Genomic DNA, 17,647 nt, shown 5'->3' on the forward strand with positions numbered 1-17,647 from the left:
TCGGAGCGCCCGGAGCCGACGTCCCCCGGGCGCTCGGTGCGGCTGTCGGGCTCACAGCGGCCGCCCGTTCAGCGTTCCGTTCACCGCTCCGTTCACCGACCCGTTCACCGACCCGTCGAAAGCTCCGTTGACCGATCCGTCGGCCCAGCCGTCGGCCGGCACCCGGACCCTGCCGAACTCCGCCCCGGGAGGCGGCGGCGGTCCGGGGACCGAGCGGCCGAGCGCGACCAGCCGGTCGCGCAGCAGCCGGGAGAGTTCGTGCTGCTCCTGGGGCGTCAGCTTGCCGAGCAGCCCGGCCACCGCGTCCTGCCAGTCCGTCGCGCCGCGCAGCAGGTCCGCGTGGTCGACCGTCCAGTCCAGCACCTGGCGGACCTCCTCCGGCCGGCGGGCCAGCCACAGCGCCGCGAGGTAGACCGGGCCCTGCTGGACGGCGTACCGGCAGAACTCGTACTCCTTGCTGCTCTCCTCGCTCCAGCCCCTCGGCGGGGCGGCGCCGCCGCCGTCGCCGAGACGGAGCTCGCTGCCGTGCTCCCGCGCGCCGACGTCCGTCACCCGGTAGCCGAGGCCGCAGTCGGCCATCAGGTGCGGCGCCGCCAGGTACTGCATCACCTCGGCCGCGCCGAAGTCCTGCCCGGCGGCGGCGAACTGCTGGTGGAGGTGGTGCAGCCGCCGTTCGAGGTCCTTGCGCACCGGGTACCAGCCCCGCACGGTGCCGGTGCGCACCACCTGCACGGGGTCGTGGGCCCACCAGAGCACGTGCACGTCGAAGGACTCCGTGCCGTACGCGGTCGGGACGCCGACCGCCCGCACACCCGGCCGCTCGTCGAGCTGGACCAGGTACGCGCCGTCGTACCCCCACAGGCCGCTGCGCACCGCCGCCGGGCCGTCCTCGTCCGGGAGTAGCCGGCGGCGCAACGGCCCCGCCAGGTGGTACAGCCCGTCGCGGTCGCGCAGCACCAGGGCCCGGTCGCGCCGGCCGGACCAGCGGTGGCCGAGGATCTCGCGCCAGGGGGCGCGGGCGGCGCGGGTGTAGACGGGCGGATCGAGGTCGGCGGTCATCGGGGGGTTCCTCCGTTCGGGTGGGCGGCCGCGGGGCGGGGCTGCTGCTCGCCGTGCCGCCAGGCCGCCAGGGCGTACCGGGCGACGGACCGCCCGGGGAGTTCCTGGTCCTCGTCGTTGTCGATCTCGACGAACAGGCGCATGACACCCAGGTGCAGGTCCTGGGCGAGCGCGGTGAACAGCGTCTCGACGGCGGTGCGCCGTTCGGCGTCCCAGGCGGCGGTGCGGCACCAGCCGACGAGCGCACGGCAGGTCGCGTCGAAGCGGGCATCGTCGTCCAGGGCGCGGCGGACGAGTCCGAGGAGGGGCTCGGTGTGTTCGCCGACGCTCAGCACCTGGGCCCCGAACCATCCCGGGTCGTCCCACAGCAGCCCGGGCAGGACGTCCAGCACGAGCGGCGCGGCGTCCGGGCGGTCCGCCCAGCCGGTGAGCTTGCGGAAGACGGTCGCCTGGTTCCCCGCCGCGAACAGGGCCCGCAGGGCCAGCGTCACGGCCCTCGCGACCTGCCGTTCGTCCCCCTCGGTGCCCCGGTAGGCGCTGCGCAGCAGGGTCAGCGCGACCTCGGGGCGGGCGGTCCCGAAGTCGGAGCCGCAGGCGAAGGCCACCGTGGACCGCAGCCGCCAGCCGCCTTCGACGCTCCACCGGCCCAGGTGGTACTTGACCTCGCCGGCGAGGACGAGGTCGCGGGCCGCGATGCCGAGCGCGTAGGCGGCCGTGGTGCGGCTGTGCGCGCGCTCGGAACCGGCCAGCTCGCGGATGTGCCGCAGCGCCCGGCGCCCGCCGCCCCAGCTCGCGGCCATCCCCATGACGTGTCCGACCGGCACGGCGAGGTCGGACTCCCGCGCGGGGACGGTGTCCAGCCACTCCGTCAGCAGCGTGGACAGCTCGCTGTACTGCCGCCAGACGTGCCGCAGGACGGCCTCCGCCTGCCGGTGCCGGGTGAAGACCACCGGTTCCACCGTGTAGGTGAAGCGGCTGTGGGCGCGGATCTCGGCGGGCCCGCGCCGGGCGCGGACGGAGAGCAGGAGCTCCTCCAGCGACCGGCGGAACACGAAGCGCGGGTTCGGCCGGGGCTGCTCCCGGCTCGGGCGCGGGCCCGGGCCGTCCGGGTCGCCGCCCTCCGGGAGGACGGAGTCGAGCCGGCCGGCGGCCAGTGCGAGGAGCCGGTCGGCCTCCTCCCGGACGATCCGGTGGTCGAGCCCCTCGAAGACGCTGGTCGCCAGCAGGAAGGCCAGGCCGTCGGGGTCGTCGCGGAGCCCGTCGAGGAGCTCGGGCACCTCCCCCTCCGCGAGGAAGCTGAGCCGGGCGCGCAGGTCGTCGGGGTCGGGGCCGTCGTCTCCGGCGGTGCTGACGGTGGCGACGAGTTCGGCGACCTGGGCGGGGACGAGTTCGGGGGTGAGCAGGGTGTCGAGCAGCTCGGGCCCCAGCGCGTCCAGCAGTCGCCGCCGCCGGGCCGCGTCGGGCACTGCGGCCGTCAGCCGGGCGTCGAAGACGGCCCGGGGCGCCGGGGGTTCGCACCGCACCGGGGTGACGTGCAGGTCCCGGGCCAGGGCGCGGATGCGCTCCGGCTCGTACGGGAGGAGGACCACCATCCGGGCGTCCGCGTCGTGGAGCAGGCGGCGCAGGTTCGCGACGACGGCCGGTCCCAGCGGGTGCTGCGGCAGGAGGCCGTGGACGAGGTAGCCGCGGGCCCCGGCGCCGGTGGGGCGCCAGGTGGCGAGGTTCTCGTCGCCGTCGAGCGCGCGGAGGTCCGGGCTGCCGCCGCTGTGCCGGTGGAGCAGGTTCAGGGCGGCCGTCCGGCGCCCGGTGCCGGGCTCGCCGTGGAGGAAGAGGACGCGTTCGTCGAGTTCGGCGAGCGCGGTGGCGAACCAGTCGGGTTCGGCGAACCCCGTGCGGGCGTCGAGGATCTCCGACACCGAGATCGGCCCTTCGTGCGCCTCCACCGGCCGGTCGCCCCGTCCGCCCGGCACGCCGTTGTTCTCGACCCGCTGGCCGCCGTGCACGGAGCCGGTGTTGATGTTCCCGTTCGGGGCGTAGATGAAGGGCCGGCCGGCCCGGAAGGCGGCGAGCTCGTCGTCGAGGTCCGTCAGTTCCTCGGCCGGACCGGCGGCGGCCGCGGGATCCCCGGCGGCGTCGGCGGCGCTCACCGGTGGTGCTCGTGCTTGTCGCCGTGGACGGTGTCGCCCTTGGTGCCCTCGACGTAGTCGCCGCCGACCGAGCCGATGGAGCGGACCGACTCGCCCCGCACGACGTTGCCGCCGACGGCGCCGCGCATGGTGTTGGTGACGGCCTGCCCGCCGTACACGGTGCCGCTGTTCACGTTGCCCCCGTCCGCCCGCTGGACCGTCGGGGGCGCCGCCGGCGCCGGGCGCCGCTCCTCGCCGACCGGCGGGTGGCCCTCGGCGTCCGCCCGGCCGGTCTGCTGGTCGCCGGTGGCGGCCGGGTCGTCCAGGAGGCGGCGGTCGTAGAGGTTCCCGGAGGGCGCGGGCACGTAGAGCCAGGCCCGCTGGTCGAAGCGCTTGCCCTCGACGGTGGCCGGTACCTCGATGAAGTGGTCCGGGTGCCGGCCGGTGTAGCCGCTCTCCACCGCGTCCTGGTAGCAGCGGTCGGAGAGGATCGCGGCGACGTGGGTCACGCTCGCCTTGGCGTCGGCCAGGACGGCCTTGACGGGGCGCGAGTCGAGCAGTCGGTGGGTGTCGTTGCGCGGCGTGCCGTTGCCGTCGAACTCGCCGCCGCCGTCCGGCAGCGGCCCGAGGTGGAGGCTCACCCTCAGCCGGATGGCCACCGTGCCGACGGTGTGCACCTTGAACTCGCCGAGCAGTTCCTGGAGGGTGTGCAGCCAGGGGTGGATCACGAACGGCATCCACCCGGGGTCGAAGCCGAAGACGTAGCCGTCGCCGGTGGAGGCGGGGAACCTGCGGTCCAGCCAGACCTCGGACAGGCCGGCCTGCTCGAAGGACTGCCGGAGCAGCTCCGGGATCGCCCGGCTGATCGCGCCGTGCTCGACGGCGGGGTGGCCGGTGAAGTCCTTGGCGTCGACGGCGACGATCCCCCGGTACGGGGGCAGCCGCCGGCTGCGGCTGTAGGGCAGCGCGCTGGCCTCGGGGAAGCGGCTGGCGTCGGTCGGGGGTCGGCCGGACTCGGACATCGGACTCCTCGGTGGGCTCGGTGCGGAGGTTGCGCTCCAAGCTTCCCGAGGACGCCGCCCGCCGTGTGCTCGCGCGGTGCGGAACACCGGTGACGGACGTCACACGAACTGATGACCGGTCAACCCCGGTGCGGGGCGGACGCCGCGCCCCGCAGGGCGGCCGGGTCGCCGACGACGATGCGCCGGCGCCCGCTCTCCACCCCCAGCGGCGCCAGTTCGGCAAGGCCCGCGGTGACGGTGTTGCGGGAGACGCCGAGGTACTGCGCCAGGTCGTCGCGGGTCAGGGCGAGTTCGACGCCCGCTCCGGGTCCGCCCGGGCCCGCGGAGAGTTCGGCCAGGGCCGCCAGGGCGGCCGCCAGCCGGGCCACGGCGTCCCCGCCGCCACGGGCGCGGTCCGACTCCCGCAGCCGGCCGAACGCGTAGCGGACCATGACCGGGTACAGGTCGTGCTCCGCGACGAACCGCAGGAACGCCTCCCGGCCCACCACGGCCACCGTGCACGGCGCTATGGCCTCGACGCTCGCCGAGCGCACGCTGTCGTCCAGCACCGCCACCTCGCCGAGCACCTCCCCGGGGCCCCGGAAGGCCAGCAGGGTGAGGTCCCCGTCCGGCTCCCGGCGGACCACCTTGGCCACGCCGGTGAGCAGCGCGAGCACATGGGTGCCCGGCTCCTCCTGCCGGAGCAGGACGCCGCCGGCGGGGTGCCGTCGCTCGTGCGCGCCGGCCAGCAGGGCGCTCCAGGTCCGCTCCCCCATGAGGTGACGCAGCGTCCGGTCCGTTCGGTCCGGCATCGCGCCGGCGCGGGCATCCATGCGAAGACGATAGGAGACCGCCGGGGGCCGTGCGCGGGCCTCGCCGGGAAAGCCGGCGAGGCCCGGCGGGCGCGGGGCCGGGTCAGGCCCGGCGGCGGGCGGCGAGGACGGTGTGGACGAGGACGCCGACGAGCAGGAACAGGACGCCCTGGTAGACGGCGGCGTAGCCGGCGCCGGCGACCAGCCAGGCGGAGAAGCCGAAGGCGCCGAGGGCGAGGGTGAGGTCGCGGGCGAGGCGGGCGGGGGCGACGCGGTCGCGGGCGCCGCGCAGCAGCCAGTACAGCTGGGCCGCGCTGGAGAGGAGGTAGGGGACGGTCGCGGTGAAGGTGGTGACCAGCACCAGGGTGTCGAAGGCGGCCTTCGCGCCGGAGGCGAAGTCGAGCACGGTGAGCAGCGAGGCGAGCGTGACGCCGGCCAGGACGCCGACGACCGGCACACCGCGGCGCTCGGTCGCGAAGACGGCCGGGAACAGGCCGTCCTTGGCGGCCGCGTAGGGGGCCTGGGCGGAGAGCAGGGTCCAGCCGTTGAGCGCGCCGGCCATCGAGACGAGGGCGGCGACGGCGACGGCGGTGCCGCCCCAGGAGCCGCCGAAGACGGCGTTCACGGAGTCGGAGAACGGCGCGGTGGAGTGGACCAGCCGCTCGTGGGCGACGGTGCCGAACACGGCGAGCGTGCCGAGCAGGTAGACGACGGCGGCGCCCACCGTGCCGAGCACGCTGGCCCTGCCGACGTTGCGCTCCGGGTCGCGGACCTGGCCCGCGCTCATCGCGGCCGACTCCACGCCGAGGTAGCTGAAGAGCAGGATCGCGGCGGCGGCCGTCATCCCGCCGAGCCAGCCGTCGCCGGTCGCGTCGAAGGGGCCGAGGTTGGCCGGGTCGAAGGAGCCGAGGCCGGCCACCGCGACGACCAGCAGGGGGACGAACTTGAGGACGGTGGAGACGAGTTGGACGGTGCCGACGTAGCGGGTGCCGGCCAGGTTGGCGAGCGCGGGCAGCCACTGGACGGCCAGCGCGCAGCCCACCGCGAGCGGGGTGGAGCGGCCGACGGCGGGCCACAGCACGCCGAGGTAGCCGACGGCGGCCACGGCGAGGGCGGCGTTGCTGACCCAGGTGGTGATCCAGTACGACCAGGCGGCGATGAAGCCGGCGAAGTCGCCGAAGGCCTCGCGGGCGTAGACGTAGGGGCCGCCGGTGCGCGGGTCGCGGCGCGCGAGCCGTCCGAAGACCAGGGCCAGGGCGATCGCACCGGCGGTGAGCACGGCGAAGGCGAGCAGGCTGACCGTCCCGTACGGGGCCACCGCGGCGGGGATCATGAAGATGCCGCCGCCGATGATGTTGCCCATCACCAGGGCGGTCGCGGTCGGCAGGCCGAAGCGGCGGACGGCGGACCGGGGCGGCGGCGCCGGGGCCGGGGAGGGCGCCGCCGGGTTCGGCGGCGCCGGGGGTGCCGGGGACGCCTGCCGGGTCACGGCCGGGCTGGTCTGCATGAGGGTGTGGTGCCTTTCCTGGTCCTGCGCGCTCGGTGGAGCGGAGGCCCATGCTCATGCAGGCGGCACCTTGTACCAAATCGGCGGGATTTGTCCTTTGGACCGGCCCGCCGGCCGGAAAACCTCCGGTCGGGCGATGGCCGGACGGGCACTCGTCCCGCACCCGTCACCGGGGGTGCCGGGGACGCCGGGAGTGCCGGGGACGCCGGGATCCGCGCGTCCGGCCCCGGCACCCCCGGCCGGCGTCACTCGGCGACGAAGGTGCTGCCGCTCCACTCGAAGACGTCCAGCGGGACGCCCTCGTGCTCGGCGGTCCGCCCGGCGCGCCGGAAGTGCTCGTACCGGTTGCCGACGAGGACCTTGACGACGCTCTCACCGGCGCCGACCTCACGCACGCGCGCGAAGTCGATTCCGGCCGTGCCGCCTTCGAGCAGGATGTTCGCCTTCGGCTCCGTCATCGTGATACCTCCGGGGGGAATGGCCGGCGAGAGCCGGCCCGGGGCCCCGAACCTACGCAGCCGCCCGCCGCCGGATAACCCCTAGCGGCGGCATTCCCGGGTCGGTTAGGGGGGTCGGAATCCGGCCGCGGCGCGCCGCGGCCCTCGCCCCGTCAGCCCGCCGAGTGCCGCAGGATCTCCAGGACCTCACCGGCGATCGCGGCCTCGTTCTGCTCGAACACCGGCCCGGTGAGCTGGTCGGTGCGCTCCGGCAGCCCGGTGAGCACGGGGGTGTGCAGGTGACCGCCGGGCAGCTGAGGGGCGAGCTCCAGGCGCAGCCGGTTGCTGCGGTAGGCGACCTCGTTGGAGAGGTAGCCCCCGCCGCCGCCCGCGACCGCGCGCGAGCCGGGGGTGGGACCGTCCGCCCGGTCGACCGGCGCGCTCGCACCGGCCGGGATCTCGGTCACGGTGGTGTTCAGCTTGACCGGGAACGGTTGCTGCACGGCCGTCATCGGCCCGGTGGGCAGGCTGGTGGCGATGAACTCCGCACCGGGGCCGAGCCCGGGGGCGGTGACGGGGTGCTCGCGGGTGCCGCCGGAGAGCACGCCGGCGTTGTCGGGGTAGGGGTCGGCGGAGCGGGAGCGGCCGGCCCAGGCCTCCAGGGTGAACAGGCCGGGGTAGCCCTGGCTGACGGTGATGACGAGGTCGGCGGAGCGGTGGCCGGGGGCGAGCCGCGGGCCGAAGGCGCGCTCGACGATGCCCCGGTCGAAGTCGCCGTAGCGGACCGGGAACACCACCGCCTGGATCTCGGCGGGGGTGCCGTCGGCGAGGGTGATCCGCCGGCCGTCCAGTTGCAGCACCGCCGAGCCCGAGGGATTGGCGCGGCGCAGCTCGGCGTCCAGGCCGAAGGGGTCGAAGCCGCTCACCAGGATCCGGCGCACCCCGGGCCGGGCGCCGAAGCCGCTGTCGGTCAGCCCGCGCGAGGCGTCCTCGAAGCGCTGCCGCAGGGCCGCCGTATCGACCGTGAAGTCCGGCTGCCAGCGCGCCAGTTGGATGGTCATGGCGACCCTGGTCCAGTACAGCGGGCGGTCGTCCCCGGCCGGCAGGTCGCCACCGGGGCGGCTGCCCCGGGCCCGGTCGACGCCGGCCCGCCAGAGCGCCTCGCCCCAGGCGTCGACGATCCGGCCGGCCCCGGCGGCGGCGCGCGCGGCGCAGAGCGCGGCGGGGAAGCGGCGGACGAAGTCGCCGAGGCCGCCGCGGTCGGTCAGGGCGGCGGTCCGCGGGTCCGCGGTGCGCGCCTGCTCCCGGTCGAGCGGCACGGAGTCGACGCTCCGGCAGGAGGGGCGGGCCGGCTGCGCGGTGGCGGCGGTGGCGGGGAGCGCGGTGGCGGCGAGAGCGCCGATGAGGGTCGCGGCGAGCGCGACCCGGCGCCTGGCGATCGTCATGACGTGGACACTACAGATGCCTCCCGGCGTTCACCAGAGCGCCTCGCCGCCACCACGGACCGTGATCGCGGAGGGCGCCCACACCCGGAGATCCCCGACAGAACGGGCTCCGGCCCCCCTGGCGAGTCACGCCCCGTAGCGGTTTACTGGGAGTGAGCAGGGCAGGAGACGGAGGCCCGGCGATGGAATGTCCCCACCCACCCGGATTCCACGCGGAGGTCCGCGCCCAGTACGCGGCCGCCGGCGCCGAAACGGCGCGGCTGCTGCGCGCGGTGTCCGAGGACCGCTGGACAGCGCCCACCCCGTGCCGCGACTGGGACGTGCGCGCGCTGGTGAACCACCTGGCGGCCCAGCACCTGTGGGTGTGCCAGGCGGTCGCCGGCTACACCCCGGAGCAGATCGGCCACCGGTTCGAGGGCGACGTGCTCGGCCGCAACCCGCTGGGCGTGTGGACGATGGCGGTGCGCAGCGCGCAGCGCGCGCTCAACCGCCCCGGCGCCCCCGACCAGCTGGTCCACCTGCCGTACGGCCTGCGGGACGCCGGCGGGTACGCCCGGGAGCTGACGGCCGAGACGGTCGTGCACGGCTGGGACCTCTCCCGGGCGCTCGGCGAGCGCGGCCGGATGCCGCCGGGCGCCGCCCGGTACGCGCTCGCCGAGTTCCGCGGCTACCGCGATCTGGTGGGCACCGGCCGCTTCGACCCGCCGCGTGCCGCACCGCCGGGCGCGGACGCCGAGGACCTGCTGCTGGCCCTCACCGGGCGCGACCCGGCGTGGTCCGCCGACCGCATCTGACCCGGCCGGAAGCCGAACCGACCGCCGCTGTTCCGCGGCCCGCCCGTCGGTCGGGCCCCCTGCGGCTCCTCCAGCGCGGCGAACGTGCCGGGCCGGTACGGGCCGCCCGCCCGGTGGACGACGGTGTTCATCCGGGCCGCCGCGTTGATCGGCGCGATCAGGCGGACCAGCGCGCCCAGCCGGTCGTCGTCGAAGTACCCGCACGCCTCGGCCCAGGTCCCGCCGGTCACGCCGTGCCGGTCCGGCACTCCCGCCCGACCCGCGAGACCCCGCTCACCCGGTGAGGCGCGACGCCCCCGGGGCGGCCCGGTCCGGGCGAACGGATCGCCGAGAAGCCGCCGGAGCGGCCGATCGCGCCGGTCGCCCTCCTAGGCTCGCGGCGGCACGGGCGGACCGTCGTGGTCACGCTTTCCGGACCCGTGCCGCCTCGGGTCATGTGTCGTCGACGAAGGAAGAGCGAGGAAGAGATGGGTACACCCAGCGAGCCTTTCGGGACGGTTGTCAGCGAGATCGGAGTCAACATCCGGGAGTTCCCCAGCACCGACTCCTCCGTCGTCGGCACCTTCCCGTTCGGTGCCAAGATCGGGCTGCGGTCGAAGGTCAGGGCGCAGAACATCGACGGCAACGACATCTGGTACCTGCTGCGCGACCGCAACGCGTGGGTCGCCGCCCGGCATGTCGCCAACACCGGCGTCGTGCCGTTCGCCAAGGACGCGGCGGGGAGTTCGGGGGTGACGGCGGCCGAGGGACCACAGGGGTAGGCCGGTCCGGGCGGTGGTGGGCGGTGGTGGGCGGTCCACCCCTGCCGGCCCGGCGGCCCGCCCCGCCCCGGCTCACCCGCGCGCACGGCTCCGGCCGTGCGCGCGGGCGTGTCCGGGGCGGTCGCGGGATCGTTGACGTCCGATTCTCGCCAGCCCAACGCCCCTCCGGCTTGGTGGACTTCGGGCATCGATCACTCACCGTGCCCGGACAGGAACACCGTCATGCCCGACACCGCCATGCCCGACACCGCCCGCCCCGCCCCGCACTCCCCGCCACGGAGCCGGACCCGTTCCCGGACCGGCGGTTGGCCCGCCGTCCTCGCCGTCACCGCGGGCGTCTTCGCCATCGTCACCACCGAGATCCTGCCGGTCGGCCTGCTCACCCCGATCGGCGACACCTTCCGGATCTCCGACGGCACCGCCGGGCTGATGATGACCCTGCCCGGCCTGGTCGCCGCCGTGGCCGCGCCCGCCGTCACCGTCGCGACCCGCCGGGCCGACCGCCGCACCATGCTCTGCGCCCTCCTGCTGCTCCTGGCGGCCGCCGACCTGCTGAACGCCTTCGCCCCCGGGTACGGGGCGGTGCTGGCGGCCCGGGTCGCCCTCGGCCTGGTCATCGGCGCCTTCTGGTCGATCGGCTCCGGGCTCGCCCCGCGGCTCGTCCCGCCGGACCGGCAGGCCCGCGCCCACACCGTGATCTTCACCGCCGTCCCGCTCGGCTCCGTGCTCGGCGTCCCGGCCGGCGTGCTGCTCGGTTCGCTCGCCGGCTGGCGCGCGGCCTTCGCCGCGATGGGCGTCCTCACCCTGCTGGTCCTGGCCGCCCTGCTGTGGAGCCTGCCCCCGCTGCCGCCGCCGGCCACCACCACCGGCCTCGGCGTGCTGCGCGGGCTACTCGCCGGCCGGGACACCCGCACCGGCCTGGCGGTGACCTTCCTGATCGTCCTCGCCCACTTCGGCGGCTACACCTACGTCACGCCGTTCCTGGCCGAGGTCACCCACGCCGGCCCGGGCCTGATCAGCGGGCTGCTGCTCGCCTACGGCGCCGCCGGACTGCTCGGCAACCTGCTCGCCGGGCAGCGCGCCGCCCGCGCCCTGCGCCCGGTGTTCACGGCGGCCGCCGCCCTGCTCGCCGCCGCCACCCTCCTGCTGCCCGTGCTCGGCACCACCGGTCCCGGCGCCACCGCGCTGCTGCTGCTCTGGGGCGTCGCCTACGGCGCCGTGCCGGTCTGCTCGCTCAGCTGGTTCCTCGCCGCCGCACCGCACGCCCCCGAGGCCGCCGGTGTCCTGTTCACCTCGTCCTTCCAGGCCACCATCGGGATCGCCGCGCTGCTCGGCGGCGCCGTCGTCGACCGCACCACCCCCACCACCGTCCTGCTGCTGGCCGGCGTCACCGCGCTGCTCGCCGCCGCCACCGCCGTGCGGACCGCCCCGGTCACATCGCGATGAGCACACCGGTGGGCACCAGGGTCAGCCCGGCGCTCACCGGCCAGTAGAACCAGCCCCCGCCGGTCCGCCCGGAGCGCCCGGAGCGCCGCCGCAGCGCGTCGTTCGCCAGCCACCACAGTGCCGCGCACGCCACCACCACCGGCCCGCAGAGCACCAGCCACGGCAGCGGCCCGTCGTTCTCGGTCGGCTCCCCCTCCGTCCACCCCAGCGCCGCCAGCGGCCAGTTGGCGGCGAAGTACCACAGCAGGAAGAGCGGCACCACGGCCGGCAGACCCATCACCAGGTTCACGGCCGCGGCGGCCGGCGGGTACGTACGCATCCGGTCAGTATCCCTTGTCGGTGGCTCCTGGCACGATGCCGTCATGCTCGCCACCCGTCCTGACCGGCGCCCCGACGGCGCCCCGGCGCTCCCCGACCTCCGGGGGGACTTCGAGGTGCACCTCACCGTGCGGCCGGACGCCGCCGAGGCGCTGGCCGCCTGGGCCGCCGACCACGGCCTGAAGTGCACTCACATCCTGCTGGCCCGCGGCGCGGCGCCCTCGCAGCCGATGCTCACCCTGCGCGCCGCCGGCCCGCTGGCGGAGGTCGCCGCGGCGGCCGCCCGGACCGCGGAGAGGCTGGCCGCGGCCGGGTTCGCCGTCCTGCGCACCAAGATCGAGGCCACACCGTGGGCCCGCGGTGTCCCGGCCTCGGACGGGGACGCCGCCGCCCACGGCCCGGCCCGCTACTTCGAACACCACGTCAAACTGCTGCTGCCCGGGCCCGCCCCGGAGCCCGGGCTCGCCGAACTCGCCGTCCGGCACGGCGCCCACCTGTCGCACAACCCGCGCCGGGTGCGCGCGGACGGCCGGCGCGAGTGGTTCGTCACCCAGCGGTGCCGCCGGGTCGGTCTGGCCACCGCCGGCCGCCGCCTGGAGGCGCTGCTCGCGGACCTCACCACCAACGGCCACCACGTCGTCTCGGTGGAACGCGAGTTCGTCGCCGTGGACAGCGCCGAGGCGCTGGACGCGGGGTGGCTGACCGAGCACGACCGCACCGCGGAAGGAGAGACCCGATGACCGACAAGCGTCCGCTCGCCTGGGAGGTCCTCACGTACGGGCCGTGGGAGGACCTGCTCGTACCCAAGCAGCCCCCGCCGGAGGACGTCCGGGAGGAGCGGGACCTGCCCCGGTCGATCCGGCCGATCGACGACGAGGCGGTGCGCCAGCAGCCGGTCTTCGACCCCGCGCTCACCGGGTACAGCCGGGCCCTGCGGCCGAGCGAACCCGTCTTCGCCGACCCCGGCCTCGCCGAGCGCTGGCACGCCGCCCGGCGCGAGGCCCTGAACACCGTGCTGTCCGCCGTCGCCGCCTCCCCGTGGGCCGGACACCTCGTGCTGCGCGGCAGCGTCCTGCTGCGCGCCTGGTACGGCGAACAGGCCCGGGAGCCGGGCGACCTGGACTTCGTGGTGGTCCCGGCGGACTGGACGCTGGAGGACCCGCGCACTACCCGGATGCTCACCGAACTCGCCGCCGGTGCCGAGGCGCTCTCCGGAGCGGTCCGGCTGCACGCCGACCGGGCGGTCGACGACGAGATCTGGACGTACGGCCGGGTCCCCGGACGCCGGCTGGTGCTGCCCTGGACGGCGCCGGGCGTGCCCGGCGGCACCGTCCAGCTGGACTTCGTCTTCACCGAGCCCCTGCCCGCCGCCCCGCGGCCCTGCGAACTGCCCGGCGTCGGCGCCCCGCTGCTCGCCGCCACCCCGGAGCTCTCGCTGGCCTGGAAGATCCTCTGGCTGGTCTCGGACGCCCACCCGCAGGGCAAGGACCTCTACGACGCGGTGCTGCTCTCGCGCACCGCCACGGTCTCCTACGCCCTGCTGCGCGAGGTGTTCACGCTCTCCGAGGAGAACTACGCCCGGTGGCCGGTGCTCCCCGGGGACCTCGCCGAACTCGAAGCCGACTGGGACGAGTTCGCCAAGGACTACCCCGGCTTCGCCGAACCGGTCGAGGAGTACCCGGCCGAGTTGGTGGCCGGACTCGCCGCCACGTTCGGCGGCCGCGGCGAGTACGCCCTGCGGGCCGAGTGGCTCGCCCCGCTGATCGGGGAGCTGCGCGAGGTCCTGGCCCGCGAGGGCATGGCCGCGGTCCAGCAGTGGATCACCCGGCACCACCTGCCCCCGGCCAACTCCCTGGTCGTCGTCCGCGAGCTGCTGGACGGCGACCTCGCCGCCGCCCGCCGGCTCCTGGGCGACCACGGCCACCCGAACCGGCACCTCGGCAACCTGGCGGAGGTCGCCGACCGCTACGCCGCCGAACTGTCGGCCGGCTGACCGGTTGGCAGCCCGGCACGGGCAGCACCTCTACGGCGGCCCCGGCCGGGCCCCGCCCGTCGGACGCTCAGCACGGGCGGGCGGGGGCCGTCACTCCGTGAGGAGGAGGTCGCCCTTGCGGAGGTTGCACAGCCAGTGGCTCAGCTGCACGTTGTCGGCGGTGTGACCGCCGCCCGCGGTCACCGGCACCCGGTGGTCCAGGGTGGCGCACCACAGGTCCGGCCAGGACAGGTCCGGGTCGACGGCGGCCCCGCAGATCCGGCAGAACCAGCCGTCACGCTCGTAGATCTCCCGCGGGTCCAGGCGCTCGATCTCGCCCTCCTGCCCGAGCGCGCGCATGCGGGCGGCGTAGTTGCCGGCCGCCCGGCTGACGCGCTTGAGCCGCTCCGAGCGGGCCGCGTACGCGGGGGTCCACAGCGTGGGAATCTCCTGGAGGCCGCAGACGTGGGCCGTCCAGGTGTACGGCTCGCCGTCCTGGTCGACGTCGCGGACCACCTCCTGATACCAGCACCAGGTCCGCCCGCCGGCCTCGAACGGCTCGTACGTGTCGAGCTGGTGGGGGCCGAGGAACTGGCCAAGCAGCAGCGAGGTCCGGGTGCCGCTCTCGTCGACCTCGTAGAAGCAGGTCGAGCCCGTCTCCTCGTGCACCGCGAACACCACGCGGTCCAGGTCCCAGTGCTCCGGCGCCCCGACGGTGACCTCCCAGGGGACGGTCTCCGGCGGCAGGACCGCCAGCGGCAGGTAGACGGTGCGCGAGCCGTGGCGCTCCACGATGTCGCCCGGCCTCGGCGAGCGGCCCAGGAACTCGTACGGGAACGGCGCGTCCTGGGCCAGGGTCCGGAACACCAGGGGTTCGCGCGGCGGCTCGGGCTCCGGCGTGGGCGGGGGCGGCGGGACGACCTCGCCCCGTTCGATCCGCCGGTTCAGCCGGCGCTTGAGCGTGGCGTTGCAGCGGGGCGAGCACACATGGCGGTCCCGCTGCTTCCACTGGGCGTTCGGCGCTATCGCCTCGCCGCACACCCGGCAGGGCTCGCCGCCCTTGGCCCGGCTCTCGGCCTTGAGTATCTCGTCGTACCACTTCGCGTAGTCGCCCACGCCTGCCACGTCCTTCCGTTCACCTGACCGCCCGACTGTAGACGAACCGGCGACCGGCGCGAGCGGCGGGCGCCGTCGTCGTCGCAGGTGAGCCGAGTGCTCCGGGGTCCGGACGGCCGGCGCCGGGAGCACCGGCCCCGCTCCGGCCGGTGCGGGCCGCCGCGCCGGGCGGGCGGCGAGCAGCACCCGCAGCGCGCCCACCCAGACCATGGCGGCGCCGAGCAGGTGCGGGATCACCGCAGCCTCGGGCAGTCCGGTCAGCGACCGCACCACGCCGAGCAGGCCCTGGCCACCACCGAGGAGACGGCCGCCGCCCGCACGCTGCGCGGCCCGAGCATGCAGCGTCCGGCCGGCCAGGACAAGGGAGTTCGCGCCATCGGGGCCGTCCGCGATCGGGTCGTCGTACGGTGCGCCCACCCTACGACGGCCCTGCCTCCCGGTGACCGAGGCCCTCCGGAGCGTCACGGCTGGCGCGGTCCGACGGGTCGCAGCCGCCGTTCCCCCGGCCGTCGGGCCGGTCCGGGAGCAGTTCGGCGACGCGGTCGGCGACCTCCTGGTGCAGGGCGTCGCGCACCGCCCGAACGGCCGGCTGGGTCACCGCCTCCCGCCGGACCGCCAGCGTGATCGGCAGCCGGATGTCCACCTCCTCGGCCAGCAGCCGCGTCAGCCCGGCCCGTTCGGCGAGGAAGGCGGGCAGCACCCCCACCCCGGCCCCCAAGCGGGTGGCCTCGACCTGGGCGAAGACGTTGGTGGAGGCGAACGCCGGTGTGACGCCGGGCAGATGGCGCTCGATGTCGAGGTCTCCGACCTGGAGCATCGACTCGATGTAGAAGACCAGCGGATGCTCCCGCAGCTCGGCGACCGTCCCGGGGGCCCCGCACCGCGCGAGGTACTCGTCAGCGGCGTACAGGCCCAGGGCGTAGTCGGTGAGGTGCTCGGTGACCAGCCGGCCGCGCGGCGGCCCGCCGATCGTCAGGGCCAGATCGAAGCCCGCCGGCCGAAGGGGCAACTCCCTTGTCGCCGTGATGAGTTCGGCCTGCAGCCGGGGGTGCCGGCGGCGCACCCGGGCCAGCGCCGGGGTGGCGAAGACGGTCCCGAAGCCGTCCGGCGCGCTCACCCGGACGGTGCCGTGCAGCGACGGCGCGTCCTGAGCGGACACCGCGTCGACGGCGCGCACCAGGGCGTCCTCGACCGCGCGGGCGCTCTCGCAGACGGCCTTCCCGGCGTCCGTCAGGGCCCAGCCCTCCGTGCCGCGCTCGATCAGCCGCACACCGAGGCTCCTCTCCAGCGCGGCGATGCGGCGGGACACCGTGGTGTGGTCCACCCCGAGCGCGTCGGCGGCGGTCACCAGCCGCCCGGTCCGGGCGACCGCGAGCAGGTGGCGGAGGTCGTCCGCGCGGAGCCGGTCGCCGACCGGGCGGGAGCGGGAGCGCACCGGGCCAGCCTATCTGCAGTTGTGCACACCCCGTCTGCGCGATTGGCGATTGAACGCACACCCGCGCGGGCCGCACAGTCGAGACCTCACCGTCCCGGCCGGCGCAACCGGCCACCGCTCTCCCACCGTCGAGAGGTGCCCCATGGTCGCCGGCCTGTCCCTGCCGCGGATCCTGCGCGTCGGCCGCGGCGCCGCCGCCGAACTCGGCGAGGTCGTCAGGGAACTGGGGCTGAGCCGCCCGCTCGTCGTCACGGACGCGTTCCTGGTCGGCAACGGCGCGGCCCGGCGGCTGACCGCGACCCTGCTCGACGCCGGGCTGCAGCCGCGGCTGTTCGCCGACACCGTGCCCGACCCGACCACCGACTCGCTGCTCCCCGGCCTGGCGGCGCTGCGCGAGCACGGGGCGGACTCGGTCATCGGGTTCGGCGGCGGCAGCCCGATGGACAGCGCCAAGGCCCTCGCCCTGCTGGGCGTGCAGGGCGGCGAGATGCGCGACTACAAGGCACCGCGCGTCAACCACGGGCCGGCGCTGCCGGTGATCGCCGTCCCCACCACCGCCGGCAGCGGCTCGGAGGCGACCCAGTTCACCGTCATCACCGACAGCGCCACCGACGAGAAGATGCTCTGCCCGGGACCGGCCTTCCTGCCGCTGGCCGCCGTCATCGACGTGGAACTGACCATGTCGATGCCGCCCCGGCTGACCGCCGACACCGGCATCGACGCCCTCACCCACGCCGTCGAGGCGTACGTGAGCCGCAAAGCCAACCCGTTCTCCGACGGCCTCGCCCTCACCGCGATCGGCACCATCGGCCGCCGGCTGCGCCGCGCCTACGCGGACGGCTCGGACGCCGAGGCCCGCGAGGCGATGATGCTCGCCGCGACCCAGGCCGGCATCGCCTTCTCGAACTCCAGCGTCGCCCTCGTGCACGGCATGAGCCGCCCGATCGGCGCCCACTTCCACGTCGCCCACGGCCTGTCGAACGCGATGCTGTTCCCCGCCGTGACGGCCTTCTCCGTCCACGCCGCGCCCGCCCGGTACGCCGACTGCGCCCGTGCCCTGGGCGCCGCGAGCACCGCCGACTCCGACGACGCGGCGGCCGGCAAGCTCGTCGACGCCCTCCGCGCCCTCTGCCGCGACCTCGACGTGCCCACCCCCCGCAGCTACGGCATCGACCACGACGCCTGGACGCGCCTCACCCCGCTCATGGCCGAGCAGGCCCTCGCCTCCGGATCCCCCGCCAACAACCCCGCCGTCCCCACCGCCGCCCAGATCCAGGACCTCTACGCCGAGATCTACGCCTGAGGGTCCGAGGCTTGCCCGGAAACGCAGAGAACCCCCGCCGGAATACCGGCGGGGGTTCTCTCACAATTTGTTCGGCGGCGTCCTACTCTCCCACAGGGTCCCCCCTGCAGTACCA

The 17,647-nt window shown here is 75.7% G+C and carries 16 protein-coding genes; 6 read left to right on the forward strand and 10 right to left on the reverse strand.

The window, feature by feature from the left end; genetic code table 11:
* Positions 1 to 51: 51 nt before the first annotated feature.
* From ABT238_RS22005 to ABT238_RS22035, 7 genes are all read right to left on the reverse strand, one after another.
* Complete coding sequence (locus tag ABT238_RS22005) at positions 52 to 1,059, reverse strand: hypothetical protein (protein WP_350777359.1); 1,008 nt, start codon at positions 1,057 to 1,059, stop codon at positions 52 to 54.
* Positions 1,056 to 3,206: a hypothetical protein gene (locus ABT238_RS22010; RefSeq protein WP_350777383.1), complete on the reverse strand. Its 2,151-nt coding sequence runs from the start codon at positions 3,204 to 3,206 to the stop codon at positions 1,056 to 1,058. The genes ABT238_RS22005 and ABT238_RS22010 overlap by 4 nt, the downstream gene beginning before the upstream one ends.
* Positions 3,203 to 4,207, reverse strand: a complete 1,005-nt coding sequence (locus ABT238_RS22015; RefSeq protein WP_350569426.1) for a hypothetical protein — start codon at positions 4,205 to 4,207, stop codon at positions 3,203 to 3,205. Before ABT238_RS22015 ends, ABT238_RS22010 begins: the two co-directional genes overlap by 4 nt.
* Before the next feature lie 119 nt (positions 4,208 to 4,326).
* A complete protein-coding gene (locus ABT238_RS22020) occupies positions 4,327 to 5,019 on the reverse strand; it encodes a Crp/Fnr family transcriptional regulator (RefSeq protein ID WP_350569428.1) in 693 nt (230 codons plus the stop codon).
* A gap of 82 nt (positions 5,020 to 5,101) precedes the next feature.
* Entirely contained in the window at positions 5,102 to 6,505 is a 1,404-nt protein-coding gene (locus tag ABT238_RS22025) for an amino acid permease (RefSeq protein WP_350777530.1), read from the reverse strand.
* 245 nt (positions 6,506 to 6,750) lie between these two features.
* Complete coding sequence (locus ABT238_RS22030; RefSeq protein WP_350569431.1) at positions 6,751 to 6,963, reverse strand: DUF5988 family protein; 213 nt, start codon at positions 6,961 to 6,963, stop codon at positions 6,751 to 6,753.
* Between the two features lie 152 nt (positions 6,964 to 7,115).
* Positions 7,116 to 8,387 carry a PA0049 C-terminal domain-containing protein gene (locus tag ABT238_RS22035; RefSeq protein WP_350777608.1) on the reverse strand — a complete coding sequence of 424 codons (1,272 nt, stop codon included), beginning with the start codon at positions 8,385 to 8,387 and terminating at the stop codon, positions 7,116 to 7,118.
* A 182-nt stretch (positions 8,388 to 8,569) separates the two neighbouring features.
* Between ABT238_RS22035 and ABT238_RS22040 the strand changes: the two genes are divergently transcribed.
* The 3 genes from ABT238_RS22040 (at position 8,570) to ABT238_RS22050 (ending at position 11,388) form a co-directional block, all read left to right on the forward strand.
* Positions 8,570 to 9,181: a TIGR03086 family metal-binding protein gene (locus ABT238_RS22040; protein WP_350777646.1), complete on the forward strand. Its 612-nt coding sequence runs from the start codon at positions 8,570 to 8,572 to the stop codon at positions 9,179 to 9,181.
* A gap of 467 nt (positions 9,182 to 9,648) precedes the next feature.
* Positions 9,649 to 9,942, forward strand: coding sequence for an SH3 domain-containing protein (locus ABT238_RS22045; RefSeq protein WP_350569437.1), 294 nt, complete (start codon positions 9,649 to 9,651; stop codon positions 9,940 to 9,942).
* Positions 9,943 to 10,164: 222 nt separating this feature from the next.
* The gene (locus ABT238_RS22050; protein WP_350569438.1) at positions 10,165 to 11,388 is read left to right on the forward strand and encodes an MFS transporter; all 1,224 of its coding nucleotides are present in this window, start codon (positions 10,165 to 10,167) and stop codon (positions 11,386 to 11,388) included.
* Here ABT238_RS22050 and ABT238_RS22055 read toward each other — a convergent pair.
* Complete coding sequence (locus ABT238_RS22055) at positions 11,375 to 11,707, reverse strand: hypothetical protein (RefSeq protein ID WP_350569440.1); 333 nt, start codon at positions 11,705 to 11,707, stop codon at positions 11,375 to 11,377. The two genes, ABT238_RS22050 and ABT238_RS22055, sit on opposite strands and share 14 nt — an antisense overlap.
* Before the next feature lie 43 nt (positions 11,708 to 11,750).
* Between ABT238_RS22055 and ABT238_RS22060 the strand changes: the two genes are divergently transcribed.
* Positions 11,751 to 12,446 (forward strand): hypothetical protein, encoded by a 696-nt coding sequence (locus ABT238_RS22060; protein WP_350777775.1) that lies wholly within the window; start codon positions 11,751 to 11,753, stop codon positions 12,444 to 12,446.
* Positions 12,443 to 13,699 carry a nucleotidyl transferase AbiEii/AbiGii toxin family protein gene (locus tag ABT238_RS22065; protein ID WP_350777805.1) on the forward strand — a complete coding sequence of 419 codons (1,257 nt, stop codon included), beginning with the start codon at positions 12,443 to 12,445 and terminating at the stop codon, positions 13,697 to 13,699. Before ABT238_RS22060 ends, ABT238_RS22065 begins: the two co-directional genes overlap by 4 nt.
* A gap of 90 nt (positions 13,700 to 13,789) precedes the next feature.
* Here the strand turns inward: ABT238_RS22065 and ABT238_RS22070 are convergent, their stop codons facing one another.
* A complete protein-coding gene (locus tag ABT238_RS22070) occupies positions 13,790 to 15,211 on the reverse strand; it encodes an HNH endonuclease (protein WP_350777833.1) in 1,422 nt (473 codons plus the stop codon).
* 1 nt (position 15,212) lies between these two features.
* The gene (locus ABT238_RS22075; RefSeq protein ID WP_350777863.1) at positions 15,213 to 16,229 is read right to left on the reverse strand and encodes a LysR family transcriptional regulator; all 1,017 of its coding nucleotides are present in this window, start codon (positions 16,227 to 16,229) and stop codon (positions 15,213 to 15,215) included.
* Between the two features lie 142 nt (positions 16,230 to 16,371).
* Here ABT238_RS22075 and ABT238_RS22080 point away from each other — a divergent pair, with 142 nt between their 5' ends.
* Positions 16,372 to 17,532 (forward strand): iron-containing alcohol dehydrogenase, encoded by a 1,161-nt coding sequence (locus tag ABT238_RS22080; protein WP_350777893.1) that lies wholly within the window; start codon positions 16,372 to 16,374, stop codon positions 17,530 to 17,532.
* Positions 17,533 to 17,647 lie beyond the last annotated feature (115 nt).

Origin of the sequence: Kitasatospora sp. NPDC001527, assembly GCF_040298605.1 — a bacterium.
Lineage (GTDB): Bacteria > Actinomycetota > Actinomycetes > Streptomycetales > Streptomycetaceae > Kitasatospora.

Excerpts from the sequence above, each read along its gene's own strand:
- ABT238_RS22005 (WP_350777359.1), bottom strand. The coding sequence starts at position 1,059 with ATGACCGCCGACCTCGATCCGCCCGTCTACACCCGCGCCGCCCGCGCC.
- ABT238_RS22015 (WP_350569426.1), bottom strand. The coding sequence starts at position 4,207 with ATGTCCGAGTCCGGCCGACCCCCGACCGACGCCAGCCGCTTCCCCGAG.
- ABT238_RS22020 (WP_350569428.1), bottom strand. The coding sequence starts at position 5,019 with ATGGATGCCCGCGCCGGCGCGATGCCGGACCGAACGGACCGGACGCTG.
- ABT238_RS22025 (WP_350777530.1), bottom strand. The coding sequence starts at position 6,505 with ATGCAGACCAGCCCGGCCGTGACCCGGCAGGCGTCCCCGGCACCCCCG.
- ABT238_RS22030 (WP_350569431.1), bottom strand. The coding sequence starts at position 6,963 with ATGACGGAGCCGAAGGCGAACATCCTGCTCGAAGGCGGCACGGCCGGA.
- ABT238_RS22035 (WP_350777608.1), bottom strand. The coding sequence starts at position 8,387 with ATGACGATCGCCAGGCGCCGGGTCGCGCTCGCCGCGACCCTCATCGGC.
- ABT238_RS22040 (WP_350777646.1), top strand. The coding sequence starts at position 8,570 with ATGGAATGTCCCCACCCACCCGGATTCCACGCGGAGGTCCGCGCCCAG.
- ABT238_RS22045 (WP_350569437.1), top strand. The coding sequence starts at position 9,649 with ATGGGTACACCCAGCGAGCCTTTCGGGACGGTTGTCAGCGAGATCGGA.
- ABT238_RS22050 (WP_350569438.1), top strand. The coding sequence starts at position 10,165 with ATGCCCGACACCGCCATGCCCGACACCGCCCGCCCCGCCCCGCACTCC.
- ABT238_RS22055 (WP_350569440.1), bottom strand. The coding sequence starts at position 11,707 with ATGCGTACGTACCCGCCGGCCGCCGCGGCCGTGAACCTGGTGATGGGT.
- ABT238_RS22060 (WP_350777775.1), top strand. The coding sequence starts at position 11,751 with ATGCTCGCCACCCGTCCTGACCGGCGCCCCGACGGCGCCCCGGCGCTC.
- ABT238_RS22065 (WP_350777805.1), top strand. The coding sequence starts at position 12,443 with ATGACCGACAAGCGTCCGCTCGCCTGGGAGGTCCTCACGTACGGGCCG.
- ABT238_RS22080 (WP_350777893.1), top strand. The coding sequence starts at position 16,372 with ATGGTCGCCGGCCTGTCCCTGCCGCGGATCCTGCGCGTCGGCCGCGGC.